Source organism: Rouxiella sp. S1S-2 (genome assembly GCF_009208105.1).
Classification (GTDB): Bacteria; Pseudomonadota; Gammaproteobacteria; order Enterobacterales; family Enterobacteriaceae; genus Rouxiella.
In genome coordinates this window covers 2,609,297-2,621,868 of record NZ_WFKL01000001.1, presented here as the reverse complement: position 1 = coordinate 2,621,868, position 12,572 = coordinate 2,609,297, and the positions used below count along the sequence as shown (strand labels likewise).

13 protein-coding genes are annotated in these 12,572 nt (G+C 52.2%); 8 read left to right on the top strand and 5 right to left on the bottom strand.

Annotation, left to right across the window (positions count from 1 at the left end; all coding sequences use genetic code 11):
• Nucleotides 1-13: 13 nt before the first annotated feature.
• From GA565_RS12340 to GA565_RS12330, 3 genes are read right to left on the bottom strand one after another with little or no spacing between them, the layout of a single operon-like run.
• Entirely contained in the window at nucleotides 14-313 is a 300-nt protein-coding gene (locus tag GA565_RS12340) for a PTS lactose/cellobiose transporter subunit IIA (RefSeq protein ID WP_152201479.1), read from the bottom strand.
• Nucleotides 314-336: 23 nt separating this feature from the next.
• Entirely contained in the window at nucleotides 337-1,647 is a 1,311-nt protein-coding gene (locus GA565_RS12335; protein ID WP_152198685.1) for a PTS sugar transporter subunit IIC, read from the bottom strand.
• The gene (locus GA565_RS12330) at nucleotides 1,647-1,967 is read right to left on the bottom strand and encodes a PTS sugar transporter subunit IIB (RefSeq protein WP_152201477.1); all 321 of its coding nucleotides are present in this window, start codon (nucleotides 1,965-1,967) and stop codon (nucleotides 1,647-1,649) included. The genes GA565_RS12335 and GA565_RS12330 overlap by 1 nt, the downstream gene beginning before the upstream one ends.
• Nucleotides 1,968-2,317: 350 nt before the next feature.
• Between GA565_RS12330 and GA565_RS12325 the strand changes: the two genes are divergently transcribed.
• On the top strand, nucleotides 2,318-3,331 hold the full coding sequence (locus tag GA565_RS12325; protein ID WP_193311984.1) for a LacI family DNA-binding transcriptional regulator: 1,014 nt from the start codon (nucleotides 2,318-2,320) through the stop codon (nucleotides 3,329-3,331).
• 21 nt (nucleotides 3,332-3,352) lie between these two features.
• Here GA565_RS12325 and GA565_RS12320 read toward each other — a convergent pair whose 3' ends face one another.
• Nucleotides 3,353-3,784: a hypothetical protein gene (locus GA565_RS12320; RefSeq protein WP_152198683.1), complete on the bottom strand. Its 432-nt coding sequence runs from the start codon at nucleotides 3,782-3,784 to the stop codon at nucleotides 3,353-3,355.
• Nucleotides 3,785-3,975: 191 nt separating this feature from the next.
• Between GA565_RS12320 and GA565_RS12315 the strand changes: the two genes are divergently transcribed.
• From GA565_RS12315 to GA565_RS12305, 3 genes are read left to right on the top strand one after another with little or no spacing between them, the layout of a single operon-like run.
• Complete coding sequence (locus GA565_RS12315; RefSeq protein ID WP_152198682.1) at nucleotides 3,976-4,974, top strand: LLM class flavin-dependent oxidoreductase; 999 nt, start codon at nucleotides 3,976-3,978, stop codon at nucleotides 4,972-4,974.
• 10 nt (nucleotides 4,975-4,984) lie between these two features.
• Complete coding sequence (locus tag GA565_RS12310) at nucleotides 4,985-5,548, top strand: GNAT family N-acetyltransferase (protein ID WP_152198681.1); 564 nt, start codon at nucleotides 4,985-4,987, stop codon at nucleotides 5,546-5,548.
• A 54-nt stretch (nucleotides 5,549-5,602) separates the two neighbouring features.
• Nucleotides 5,603-6,949 carry an LLM class flavin-dependent oxidoreductase gene (locus GA565_RS12305; protein WP_152198680.1) on the top strand — a complete coding sequence of 449 codons (1,347 nt, stop codon included), beginning with the start codon at nucleotides 5,603-5,605 and terminating at the stop codon, nucleotides 6,947-6,949.
• Nucleotides 6,950-7,089: 140 nt separating this feature from the next.
• On the opposite strand, the gene GA565_RS12300 is transcribed toward GA565_RS12305, so the two are convergent.
• Nucleotides 7,090-7,746 carry a GntR family transcriptional regulator gene (locus GA565_RS12300; RefSeq protein ID WP_152198679.1) on the bottom strand — a complete coding sequence of 219 codons (657 nt, stop codon included), beginning with the start codon at nucleotides 7,744-7,746 and terminating at the stop codon, nucleotides 7,090-7,092.
• Nucleotides 7,747-7,946: 200 nt separating this feature from the next.
• Between GA565_RS12300 and GA565_RS12295 the strand changes: the two genes are divergently transcribed.
• From GA565_RS12295 to GA565_RS12280, 4 genes are read left to right on the top strand one after another with little or no spacing between them, the layout of a single operon-like run.
• Nucleotides 7,947-9,440 (top strand): ABC transporter substrate-binding protein, encoded by a 1,494-nt coding sequence (locus GA565_RS12295; protein ID WP_152198678.1) that lies wholly within the window; start codon nucleotides 7,947-7,949, stop codon nucleotides 9,438-9,440.
• On the top strand, nucleotides 9,437-10,297 hold the full coding sequence (locus GA565_RS12290) for an ABC transporter permease (RefSeq protein ID WP_152198677.1): 861 nt from the start codon (nucleotides 9,437-9,439) through the stop codon (nucleotides 10,295-10,297). The genes GA565_RS12295 and GA565_RS12290 overlap by 4 nt, the downstream gene beginning before the upstream one ends.
• 1 nt (nucleotide 10,298) lies before the next feature.
• On the top strand, nucleotides 10,299-11,213 hold the full coding sequence (locus GA565_RS12285; protein WP_152198676.1) for an ABC transporter permease: 915 nt from the start codon (nucleotides 10,299-10,301) through the stop codon (nucleotides 11,211-11,213).
• Nucleotides 11,210-12,568: a M20/M25/M40 family metallo-hydrolase gene (locus GA565_RS12280; protein ID WP_152198675.1), complete on the top strand. Its 1,359-nt coding sequence runs from the start codon at nucleotides 11,210-11,212 to the stop codon at nucleotides 12,566-12,568. The genes GA565_RS12285 and GA565_RS12280 overlap by 4 nt, the downstream gene beginning before the upstream one ends.
• Nucleotides 12,569-12,572 lie beyond the last annotated feature (4 nt).

Here is a 12,572-nt window from a genome sequence, read left to right as displayed (position 1 = left end):
ACTCGCTCCTTGATTAACGGTTTTTCAAACTCGAAATTTCGCGGTGACAGTAGATAAGCTCTTCGGCTAACTCACGACAGAGCATCGCATTCATAAGGTGATCCTGCGCATGAACTAAAATCAGGCTTACCGGAATTTTACCCATGCCTTCGTCGGCACCAATCAGCTGGGTTTGAATGAGATGCGCCTCGCGAACGGCCACCTTGGCTGCGGTGAGATGCTGTTCGGCCAACGTCCAATCGGACTGCCGCGCCGCCCGCAGCGCCTCCATCGAGCAGGACCGTGACTCTCCGGCGTGAATAATCAATTCCATAATAATATTTTCAAGTTCCACAATCAGTTCTCCACTGGTTGGGGCTGCAGGCTAGGCTCTTCCTGCTCAAGCAGCTGTTTTTCATACATTTTGAAGAACGGGTAGTAAATCAGCGTTGACACACAAAGCAGTACACCAACCAGAATAATGGCGCGGTAGTCCCATCCCGTTGACCACGCGGCGCCTATCGGTCCCGGCGTAGTCCAGGGCGCAAGTGAAATCACATGATTGACCAGGCTGGTGCGTGTCGCGGTATAGGCGATAATGGCGTTAACCAGTGGAGCGGTAATAAAGGGGATAAACAGCAGCGGATTCATCACCACCGGCGAGCCAAAAATCACCGGTTCATTGATGTTGAACATGCTGGGCACTAACCCAAGCTTGCCTATAGAACGAAGATGCGCCGATCGACTACGCAGATAAAGGAACACCAGTCCCATCGTTGAGCCGGACCCACCGACCACGATAAAGAATTGCCAGAAGGGCTCAATGAAGATTTGCGTAATCGGTTGCCCTGCGTTCAGCTCCTGCTGGTTTATGCCCAAATTGGTTAACCAGAACGCCTGCAAGATACCCCCGACGATAACCGCGCCATGAATGCCAGCAAACCACAGGAGGTGACAGAGTAAAACCGCAATTAAAATAGCCGGCAATGAATCTGAGGCCGAGATAATAGGCGCAAAAACTGACATAATTGCCTGCGGTAATAACAGGCCAAACTGATGTTGAATAAAAATACTTAACGGAAAGAGAGTAATAAAAATGGCTAAAATAGGAATAAGCAAATCAAACGACTGTCTTATTTTCGGCGGCACCTGCTCCGGCAGTTTAAAACCAATATTATGCTTTTGTAAAAAATGCATCAGTTCGGTGGAATAAAGGCTGACCAGAATTGCGGTAAATATTCCCTCCCCGCCTAACGAACCGACCGGAAGTGCACTATTACTCTGCGGTGAAGCAACCACCAGGAAGGCCATAAGTGACAGCATCGCTGCCATAAAGCCGTTCATTTTGTAACTTTGTGCCAGATTATAGGCAATAGCGGCGGCAATATAAACCGCCATAATGCCCATGGTCATATTATAGGGCATCATGATTTGGTCAGTATGTCGCTCGACGATGCCCAACCACCACTGCGCGAAGCCCCACTGGCTGTTGGCACTAAATGGCGGATGGGCAAAAAGCAACATAAAGGAGCCGACTATCAGAAAAGGCATTGATGAAATAAAACCGTCTTTGATAGCAACGACGTGGCGCTGACTTGAAAGTTTTGCCGCAATCGGGCTAATGGTGTTTTCAATCGCGCTGAATAATGACTCACTGATTGTGCTCATTATTTTGCCTCATAGGAGGTAAGCATTTTTAATGCTTCGTTCAGAATTTTCTCGCCGTTCATCATGCCGTAATCCATCATGTTGATCACGGCAATCGGCTTATTGAGTTGGTCGGCGATAACTTTGAATTCGGCCAGCTTGTACTTGATTTGTGGCCCGAGCAAACACACGTCATAGTGATGAATTTGCTCGCTAAACTCGTCAAAAGCGATGGCATTTATTTTAACGTCGATATTATTTTGCGTAGCGTATTTTTCCATCCGCTGGACAAGCATACTGGTAGACATTCCGGCGGCGCAGCACAGTAAGACCTTATTCATCATTCATCCCTCGGCGTAGTGTTTAAATTAAAATATACAATGCAAGCTCGTTTCTGCAACCGGTTTCAGATTAGTTAGTTTGATTTGTGATGCCGATCGCAAAGGACATGAAATTGCTTAATTTCGACCATCATGACTGAATTAATCCTTCGTTGGGAATATTGTTAATTTAAGAAAATATTAACGTTAATCCCCCAGAAAATATTAAGGCTATAAATATAAAATCATATGAAATGAGTATAACTACCAGCAATAATTAAGCGACTATATCCCTATTGAATAACTTGTTTATTTAATAAATAACGAGGTACGATAGCTAAAATGAAAAATGCAGTTTATGGGGATTAATGATGATAACCATGCTCGACGTAGCCAAGAAAGCGGGCGTTTCAAAAGCCACGGTTTCAAGAGTTTTAGCAGGCAACAGCTATGTGAGTAAAACCACCCGCGACCGCGTTTTTAAAGCCGTTGAAGAAACCGGCTATCGCCCCAACCTGCTGGCGCGAAATCTGGCGACCAGCAAATCACAAAGCATTGGGTTGATGGTCAGTAACACTTTATACAACGGTCCCTATTTTACTGAGCTGCTCTTTCAGACCGCAACCTCAACTGAAAATTATGGCCGCCAGTTGGTGCTGGCCGACGGCAAGCACAGTGCCGAAGAAGAGCGGCAGGCGATAGAATTCCTGCTCGATTTACGCTGCGACGGCATCATTGTCTATCCTTGCTTTCTTAACGCCGACGAGCTAAGCGCGATAATCTCTGCCTCAACCAAACCCATTATTGTGATGAACCGACGACTTGATCTTAGTCCCCAACACTGTGTTTATGCCGATCATCAGCAGTACAGCCTCAATGCGGTCAGTCATCTGATTAAAACGGGTCATCGTGATATTGCCTTTATTTGCGGGTCGCCGGGGTCGCCCTCGGCCGATAGTCGCCTGCAGGGATACCGAGAGGCGCTAGAACTACACGGCATTCCCTTTAGAGAACAATGGGTTGTTGAAGGAGCGTGGACACCGCGCAGCGGGCTTGCAGCCGCCGAAACGTTGTTGGAGCGTGGCATACATTTCACCGCACTGGTTGCCAGCAATGATGATATGGCCATCGGTGCGGCAAATTCTTTGTACGCAGCAGGGAAACGTATTCCTCAAGATGTCTCACTGATTGGTTTCGATGATATTCCTATGGCCACCTATTTCATGCCTTCCGTCAGCAGCGTAAGAGTGCCTGTGGCAGAGATGATTAAAACGACTCTGAGGCAGTTAGTGGACATGATGGAAGGCAGGCCATTTGAAGCACTAAGACCCTTTCCCGGAGAACTGATCGTTCGCGAATCGACGGGGCCAGGACCTTATCAGTAACCGTTACTCATTTTTAAACGCCTAACCTCTTTCCGCACCCGTCCAGGCCCCTTCGCAGAACAGTTTGCTCGCAGCCAGGCTCTGCTGATGACGCACAGCAGGTTCACCGCCCAACTGTGCCAACTGCAGCAGCATGCCAGTAAAAAACTGCGCCAAAAGCGCCGCTGGAATATCTTGACGAAACACTCCGCCCAGCTGCGCGGCTGAAAAATTTTCCTGCATGAGTTCGGCGAGATGCTCCCGCGCCAACGGTGAAGAGGCCGAGGTTAGCAGCGCGCAGGCATTAACGTCATGGTGCTGGGCCATAAAATTTAGCAGTTTGCGAAAACTGAGTGCCACCCGATCCAGCACCTGATTTTCAGGCACCAATGGGTCAATTCTCAGTGTTTTTACCAGAGCGAAAAGCTGCTGGCAGTGTGCATTAAGCGTTTCTTCAGTTAACGGTGCGGGCATGATTACCTGTCGGACATGAGGAATAACGGTCAGGACTGCCACTTTAGCCTATTTGCTTTCATCCGCAAACCGCCCCCCTGCTCGCTATCTCATTTAGCGCAACTTAATAGCAACTATTGTTGTTTTACTTCGTATCTTCCTGAATTTAATAATCGCTGGTATCACTCCCTGAGCACATAAAAGGAAAAAGGATGGGATACCGTTTAAGTTTGCTAGATAAAAGTCCTCTTGATGAACATGAGGACGCCGCCAGTGCACTGAAGCGCACGTTAGAGTTGGCGCAGAAGGCTGAAAAATGGGGTTATCACCGTTTTTGGCTGGCCGAGCACCACAATACCGACAGACTGGCTATCTCTTCACCCGAAGTTGTGATTGCCTGGATACTGGCCCACACGCGCAAGCTGCGAGTGGGATCAGGCGGCGTGATGCTGCAGCATTATAGTCCGTTTAAAGTCGCCGAAAACTTTAACCAATTGGCCTCGCTGGCACCTGGCCGTGTTGATCTTGGCGTAGGTAAAGCACCAGGCGGACTGCCGCTGTCTACGCACGCCCTGCAATATGCGGTCGATCCCAAACAAAAAGGCGATTTCGCTGCCCAGCTTAAACTGCTCAACGACTGGTTATCCGTGCCGGTGAGAGAACAGAATGGCGACACACTTTCCGCCACGCCGCAGCCACCGCAAACGGCCGCACGCTTCCTGCTGGGTGCCAGCGAAGAGAGTGCGCGACTGGCAGCAAGCCTGGGATGGAACTTTGTTTTTGCCGCACATCTGAATGCGGACGAACGCGATATTTCCCGTGCACTCTCGGCCTATAGCCACGACAGTAACGGGGGCCGCGCGCTGCTTGCCGTGCCAGTCATCGTAGCCGACACCGCCGAACAGGCGAAAAAACTGGTGGCAGAAGGGCAACTTTACCGCGTGGTGGCCAGCGATGGCCAACGGGTCAACGTCGGCAGCCTGGAGCATGCCGAAGCCTACATTCGCCAGTCGAAAGCCGAATCACACAAAATTGAAGAGCGAAAATCCGCCGTGCTTGTCGGTACCGGCGAAGAAGTACATCAACAGCTTGAGGCCCTGCAGGCTAAATATGGCGTAGAAGAGTTCGTTATTGATTCTCCGGTTGCGCAGTCACAGGCTCGCCTACGTTCGCTTGAGCTGCTAGCCAGCGCCAGCGTCGCTCTGGCCTAAGGAATTTGAGATGAGTGAAACTATCCGCCTTGCCAATGAGTCAGATGCACAGGCGCTGCACAGCATGTTGCAAAAAGCCTATGCCTCGCTGCAAGAACACAACATTCATTTCACGATAACCCGCGCCAGCGTCGAGGACGTTCGCACGGTTATTCGTAACGAAAGTACTTTTCTGCTGGAAACAGAGCTTGGCATTACTGCCACCGCCACGGTGCGATTCCCCTGGACGCCGTCGAAGTACTCTTCGCCCGCGCCTTGGCCGTTTATTCACTGGTTTGCAGTGAATGAGCAGGCTAAAGGCCAAGGCTATGGTGCGAAAATAATTAACTATGCAGAAGAAACATTTTTGCGCGACCAGGTAAAAGCCCCCGCCGTCTATCTGGCAACTGCCATTCGTCACCCTTGGTTAACGGCGCTCTATCAGCGCCGTGGCTATGAGGCGTTTCACACTGCCACCAATCCGTTAGGCGTCGAGCTGGTCTATCTGCGCAAAATTCTTCGACAAGATATTTACGAGGCGCAGGAGCAGAAAGAGTACGTCCGCACCGTCGCCGACTCGGGCAGCTTGGTTTAAAACGAATAACGCGACCTATCAAAGCGCGTTCAGCATTCTGGAAAGGAAAATAGCATGAGCAAAAAAAGACAGTTGCGTTTGGGTGCGATTATTCAAGGCCCATCGGGGAATATGTCGGCCTGGCGTCATCCAGATGCCGTATCAGATGCCAGCATTAACGTCGAATTCGTGCAGAACCTGGCAAAACAAGCCGAAAAAGCCAAGTTTGACTTCCTGTTTGTTGCTGACGGACTTTACATTACCGAGCAATCGATTCCGCATTTTCTTAATCGCTTTGAGCCCATCACCCTGCTCTCGGCACTGTCGCTGGTCACGCAAAAAATCGGCCTGGTGGCCACGCTTTCAACCTCTTACAGTGAGCCGTTTACCGTCGCACGCCAGTTTGCCAGCCTCGACCACTTGAGCGGTGGCCGTGCAGGATGGAACGTTGTCACCTCGCCACTTGAAGGCTCTGCCAAAAACTTCTCGCGCGACAAGCATCCAGAACACGACGAGCGCTATCGCATCGCCAGCGAATATCTGCAGGTGGCGAAAGGTCTGTGGGACTCGTGGGAAAAAGATGCGTTTGTACGCAACAAAGAGAGCGGACAATTTTTTGACCGCGATAAACTGCATACATTGAATCATCAGGGTAAATATTACTCGGTACAGGGACCACTTAACGTGGGGCGCTCACCACAGGGTCGGCCCATTGTGTTTCAGGCTGGAGCTTCTGATCAGGGCAAAGCCTTTGCCGCCGAGGCTGCCGACGCCATTTATACCCGTCAGGAAACGCCTGAACTGGCCCGCGAATTCCTGCAGGACGTTAAGCGTCAACTGGTTGAAAATGGCCGCGACGCTGAAGATATCCGCGTCTTCCAGGGCACCAGCGTGATTATTGGTGACACGGTTGAAGATGCCGAGCAAAAATATCAGCAGACCGCACAACTGGTGACCATCGATAAGGCATTGGAGTATTTGGGTCGCTATTTTGAGCATTATAACTTTAGCCAGCACGACCTGGATGCGCCGTTCCCGGACATCGGTGATTTAGGCCAAAACAGCTTCCGAAGCACCACCGACAAAATTAAAAACGATGCTAAAGCGCGCGGATTAACCCTGCGTCAGGCGGCGTTGGAAGCCGCTACACCACGACCGAGCTTCCTTGGTACAGCGAAAGACGTGGCTGATGGCTTCGAACATTGGTTCACCTTTGGCGCAACCGACGGCTTTATCGTTCGAGGTGGAACGCCCACCGCCTTTGATGATTTTGTCGAACAGGTCATTCCCATTTTGCAGCAGCGCGGGCTGTATCGTACTGAATATGAAGGTAATACTCTGCGCGAAAACCTTGGACTGCGCGAACCGCAAAATCAGTTTGCTGCTAAAAAGACGTCGAAGAAAGAACAGGTTAGCGCCTAATCCGCAACACGCCACCCTAGCCCTCCTCAAAATTTGGGGAGGGGACTTCCCCCTGAAACCGTGCAAAATTTTAACCATCCTTATTCTGCATTTGGCTCACATCAAAATATGGGGAAGACCCCCGAGTCAAAAACGGTCAATCAGAAGTAGTGCTTCTCCAAAATCGCCGCCCCGTCATCAATCGATTTATGAATCAGTTTGACACAGCGCTTGCTGTCGCCCGCTGCCAACGCCACCAACAGCTGATCGTAATTATGCTGCCCCTGCGCCACATGCGCAGACTGTGGATAGAGATAGTTAAAGCACGGCCCTATCTGCACCCACAGTTGCTCAATCAGTGTAGTTAAGGTCGGCATATTGGCTTGCGCATACAGTGCAAAACGAAATTCACGGTTGGCCTGCAGCGCCTCCTCAACGTTTTCGGCAACTTTTGCCGCCATAAAGCGCGCATTCAGCACAGTTAACTGGTCAATCGCCGCCGGTGTCACCTGCTGGCTTGCTTCTAATACGGCCAGGCCTTCGAGATTTTTGCGGATCAGAGTAATTTCCTGATAGCGCGCCAGCGGGATTTTCGGCACCAAAAAGGCCTGTGCGGGCGTAGCATCGAGCGCACCGGCAGATACCAGCCTAAGCAAGGCTTCACGCACGGGCGTCACGCTGGTGCCAAGCTGTTCGGCTATTTCTTTCGTCACCAATCGCGCCCCCGGCTTCAATACGCCAACAATCAACGCCCCTTTTAGCTTGGCTTCAACCTGAGTGGTCAGACTTACCCGCTGCGCTTTTTCCATCTCAAACATGTGACATTTTCCTTTAGCAAAATTTAGGCTTTTCTTTTGCGGTTTAATCCGTAGCTTGCCAAAAATACATTATATAGGATATATCATGTATTAGGGAATTGAACATTGAATGAACGTTTTTGTGATGTACTTTTAAAGTGCACAACTTAACTTTAATTCCGTCAACCCGCTTGACGGCTTCACCTTGGGAATGACCGTAGATGAGAATACCTGCATTCAAGCTGGCTTCGCTGGCTGTATTAATGAGTCTTCTAGCCCCAGCAGCCCTGGCCTCTGAACTGTTTATTGCACAAACCACTTCGGCAACGGCGATGGATCCCGGCTTTTTAAAAGAACCTGCCACGCTGGTTGATAACCTATTTGACACCTTGGTACTGCGTGACGCAAACATGAAGCTTGTCCCAGGTTTGGCAACCCGTTGGAAGTCATTGGACGACAGCACGTGGGAGTTCACGCTTCGTCAGGGCGTCAAGTTTAGCGACGGCGAGCCGGTGAACGCACAGGCAGTGAAATTCTCTATCGATCGCATTCTGGATCCCGCTAATCATGCCCCCACTATCTCCTATATACGCACGATCAAATCGGTCGAAGTCAGCGGGGATTATCAGGTAATAATCCATACTAACGGTCCGGATCCACTGCTGCCAACACGTATGAGCCGCTATCCCACTTATATTGTGCCCCCGGCCTACGTCACCAAGGTGGGCGCCGCCGAGTTTGCGCGTAAGCCGATAGGCTCAGGGGCCTACACCCTTAGCGCGTTCGTGCCGGATGAAAAAGTGGTCATGCAGGCGAATCCTGATTACTGGCGCGGTAAGCCCGCAATCGATACCGTCACTTGGCGGCCGATTCCCGAGGCCACCGCACGCGTTACTGCGCTACTGACCGGTGAAGTACAACTGGTAGACGGCGTACCTGCCGAGTTAGTCCCCGCGCTGAAGAATAAACCCAGCGTTCATCTCGAGCAGGTTAAAAACGGCGGCCTGACTATTTATCTTGGATTGAAGAATGACCAAAAACCGCTTAATGACGTGCGCGTTCGTCAGGCGCTGTCGCTGGCCTTGAATCGGCAGGCATACACCCGCGACCTGCTACACGGTTTCGGTACGCCAACCGGCACCATGGCGGGACCGAAAGATTTCGGCTACAAAGCCATTCCCGCCCCAGCGCAGGATATTGCCAAAGCTAAGTCATTGCTCGCAGAAGCCGGTTATCCGCAAGGTTTTACTATTCGTTTTCAAGCACCTCGCCGCTATATCGCCAGTGCTGATGTCGCACAGGCCATCGTGCAGGACCTCGCAGCGATTGGCGTTAAAGCCGAGCTAGAAGTGCCGGAGTGGTCGGTTTACACCCAGCAGGTTGCCGCTCAGAAACAGGCACCCATCTATATGCTGGCGTGGGGTTCGACGCAAACACTGGATGCTGACGCGGCGCTCTACCCGATTTTGCACTCGGGTGAACCTTACTCCACGGTTAATTCGCCCGAGCTGGACGCGCTGTTAAACAGCAGTCGCCTGACGGTAGACCCGACAAAACGTGAGAAGATCTTGCAGCAGGTGCAGGAAGTTGTCACCCAACAGCAGCCGCTGATCCCGCTGTACAAGGAAGACGCGCTGTATGCCAGCTCTGATGCACTGACCTTCGCCGGTCGCGCCGACTCCCGTATTCCGCTGTTTGACCTGAGGCTGAAATGATTTTCATGCGCGCAGTTCTGCAAAGAAAGCCGCGTCGCCGCTTTTATGGCGACGGCATTCTCGGCGGACTGCTGCTGTTGCTGGTGATTGTGCCGGCACTGCTGGCACCCTGGCTGCCACTGCCAAATCCTTTGACCAACGATCTGTCAGCATCTTTTTTACCCCCCGGTAGCCACGGCGCTACCGGTTTTCACTGGCTGGGCACCGATCAGCTAGGTCGTGATCTCCTTTCTCGCATGCTCTCAGGTACTCGGCTTTCGCTGATGGTGGTGTTGCTGGCGGCGCTGATTGCGGCGGTGATGGGCTCAGCATTGGGCATGGTTGCCGGTTATGTGGGTGGATGGCTCGATGCCTTGATTATGCGCCTGATGGACATTCAACTCGCGGTGCCGTTTATTTTGCTAATTCTTTTGGTGATGGCGCTGTTTGGCGCCACGCTCAGCAACATTATTATCATTATGGGGGTCACTAGCTGGGCTATTTATGCCCGCGTGGCGCGAGCAAAAACGCTAGAAATTCGCGAGCTTGAGTATATTGAGTCGGTGAAATCAATGGGTTTTTCAACGCCTCGCATACTGCTGCGCCACGTGTTGCCTAACGTCATGACGCCACTGATTGTTTTACTCACGCTCGATATTCCACGCCTAATCGTCCTTGAAGCTTCAATCGGCTTTCTCGGCATGGGCATTCAACCGCCAACGCCAACGTTAGGTAATCTGATTGGTGAAGGGCGTTCTTATATGCTGCTGGCACAGTGGCTGGTGCTTTATCCCGGGCTGATCATTGCTGCCCTGGTGGTCGGTTGCAACCTGCTGGGTGACAGTCTGCTGCGCAAAACTCACACGAGGCTGGACTGATATGCTGCGCTACATTTTGCAACGTTTGGCACAGTCGGTACTGGTGATGCTGGGCGTTTCGTTGCTGATTTTTTACAGCCTGCACCTGACAGGCGACCCGGCTGCGGTGATGATGCCGCCCGGGTCAAGCCAGCAGGAAATCGATAATTTTCGCCATAGCATGGGCTTTGACCGTTCGCTTACCTGGCAATACTGGCACTACCTGAGCAGCGTTCTGCAGGGCAATCTTGGCGATTCACTGCGCTACAGCCAGCCCGTGGCGGAGCTTATCGCACAGCGGGTTCCCGCTACCCTGCTACTGGCGATCACCGCTCTTGGCTGGAGCACATTGGCCGGCCTGCTGCTGGGCATTATCAGCGCACTTTATCAAAATAGTATTTGGGACCTCCTGTCTCGACTGCTGGCGTTTAGCGGACAGGCAGTCCCTGTTTTTTGGCTCGGTTTATTACTGATAATCCTCTTTAGCCTCAATCTGCGTTGGCTTCCCTCGAGCGGTTATGGCACCGCGAGCCAGTTGGTGATGCCCGCGTTCAGCCTCGGTGCCTATTATATGAGCGCCATTGCTAGGCTGATTCGCTCAAGCCTGATTGACGTGTTGCAGCAGGACTACATTCGCACCGCGCGCGCCAAAGGCCTCAGCCGCTGGCGCATCGTGGTTCGCCACGGCCTGCGCAACGCATTGATTCCGGTTATCACCGTGCAGGGCATGTACTTCGCCTCACTGCTCGGCGGTGCGTTGGTCACCGAAATAATCTTTGCCTGGCCGGGCATTGGTCGCCTGGCGGTACAGGCGATTCAAAACCGCGACTTCCCGCTGGTGCAGGCCATTGTGCTACTCGCCGCCCTGGTGTTTGTCGGCATCAACCTGGTGATTGATTTGCTCTATGTGGTACTTAATCCGAGGATACGCCTGTGACCGTTATCGTTCCCACCGCGCTCGGGCCAACGCTGGACCTGTTGACCGCCATGACGCCGTTCGTCAGCATAGCCGGTCAGCTTGAGCAACAAACGGCGCTGGCGCAGTGGCTCGAAGAGTGGATAGTCAGCGAGCTTGGCGCAACAATCGTTTTACCCGTCAGCCAGCAGCTTGGGCAAAATGCGCCGCCTCTGGTGCATCTGCGCATTGACAATCAGGCCAGTAAAACGCTGGTGTTGTACAACATGTACGATGTGATGCCAGCCGATGCAGAAGACTGGGAGTTTGCCCCCTTTACCGGTGGACTCAGCTCGTGGCCAGAGCTTGGCGACGTGTTTGTCGCACGCGGAGCAGAAAATAACAAAGGCCCGCTGGCAGGCATGCTTACTGCCTTAAAAGCGCTACAGGAAACAGACGGGCTTCAAGTAAATATCGAGATTATCCTCGAGGGTGAAGAGGAAATTGGCAGCGGTTATTTACGCCGCTATCTCGCGCAAACCCCCTGTCCTGTCAGTCTGGCCGATGCAGTATTTTTCCCTTCACTGTGTGAGTATGGCGGTGGCCAGCCTCGTGTTTATCTGGGATTTAGCGGCCTGACCGCCGCCAGCCTGCAGGTAAGAGGCGGCAATTGGGGCGGTCCTGAGGCGGCCATTCACGCCAGCAATGCCAATTGGATTGCAAATCCAGTATGGAAACTGGTCGAGGCACTGCACGCCATTGCACCCGCTGAAAAAAGCGGTGTTATTGCCAGAATCCCTCTTGATCCACCGGCTAATCAGCTTCTTAACAAACTTGCCGAAACCTTCAACATTCAAGAGGAGCTGCGATTTCGTCGCAGTCGGCGTTTATCGGTCAGTGGCGATACGCTGGCGTGCCTGCAACAGCTCATCAACGGCGCAGTGCTGACGATTGCCGAAATCCGCAGCAGTCCGCTCGATGCACGCGGTGTTATCCCTCACAGCGCCAACGCCGAATTGGCGCTGCGCGTACCGCCGGGCATCGACGGTGAAATAATCCTCGCACAGATTATGCAAACACTGTCAGCACCGGCATTTTCAGGCGTCGAAATTTCCCTGGCCGACAGCTATCCGGGTCATCGTTTTTCCCACGATAGCGCAGGCGTAAACGCTCTGCTCGAAGCTTATCAACGTCAGGAAGCCGCAGCTCAAATTTGGCCGTGGGCACCAGGCTGCGCACCTGCTTACGCCTTTGCTCAGGTAGCGCCGGCATTTTTGATTGGCGGACTGGGTCACGGCGGTAATGCACACGGCGTAAACGAGTTCGTTACCCTACGCGGTCTGGCTCGTTTCCAGCAGTCGATAATCGACTGGATCTCAAATTTTCAAAATAATTAACAGA

Excerpts from the sequence above, each read along its gene's own strand:
- GA565_RS12295 (WP_152198678.1), top strand. The coding sequence starts at position 7,947 with ATGAGAATACCTGCATTCAAGCTGGCTTCGCTGGCTGTATTAATGAGT.
- GA565_RS12285 (WP_152198676.1), top strand. The coding sequence starts at position 10,299 with ATGCTGCGCTACATTTTGCAACGTTTGGCACAGTCGGTACTGGTGATG.
- GA565_RS12310 (WP_152198681.1), top strand. The coding sequence starts at position 4,985 with ATGAGTGAAACTATCCGCCTTGCCAATGAGTCAGATGCACAGGCGCTG.
- GA565_RS12290 (WP_152198677.1), top strand. The coding sequence starts at position 9,437 with ATGATTTTCATGCGCGCAGTTCTGCAAAGAAAGCCGCGTCGCCGCTTT.
- GA565_RS12315 (WP_152198682.1), top strand. The coding sequence starts at position 3,976 with ATGGGATACCGTTTAAGTTTGCTAGATAAAAGTCCTCTTGATGAACAT.
- GA565_RS12335 (WP_152198685.1), bottom strand. The coding sequence starts at position 1,647 with ATGAGCACAATCAGTGAGTCATTATTCAGCGCGATTGAAAACACCATT.
- GA565_RS12325 (WP_193311984.1), top strand. The coding sequence starts at position 2,318 with ATGATAACCATGCTCGACGTAGCCAAGAAAGCGGGCGTTTCAAAAGCC.
- GA565_RS12320 (WP_152198683.1), bottom strand. The coding sequence starts at position 3,784 with ATGCCCGCACCGTTAACTGAAGAAACGCTTAATGCACACTGCCAGCAG.
- GA565_RS12340 (WP_152201479.1), bottom strand. The coding sequence starts at position 313 with ATGGAATTGATTATTCACGCCGGAGAGTCACGGTCCTGCTCGATGGAG.
- GA565_RS12330 (WP_152201477.1), bottom strand. The coding sequence starts at position 1,967 with ATGAATAAGGTCTTACTGTGCTGCGCCGCCGGAATGTCTACCAGTATG.
- GA565_RS12300 (WP_152198679.1), bottom strand. The coding sequence starts at position 7,746 with ATGTTTGAGATGGAAAAAGCGCAGCGGGTAAGTCTGACCACTCAGGTT.
- GA565_RS12305 (WP_152198680.1), top strand. The coding sequence starts at position 5,603 with ATGAGCAAAAAAAGACAGTTGCGTTTGGGTGCGATTATTCAAGGCCCA.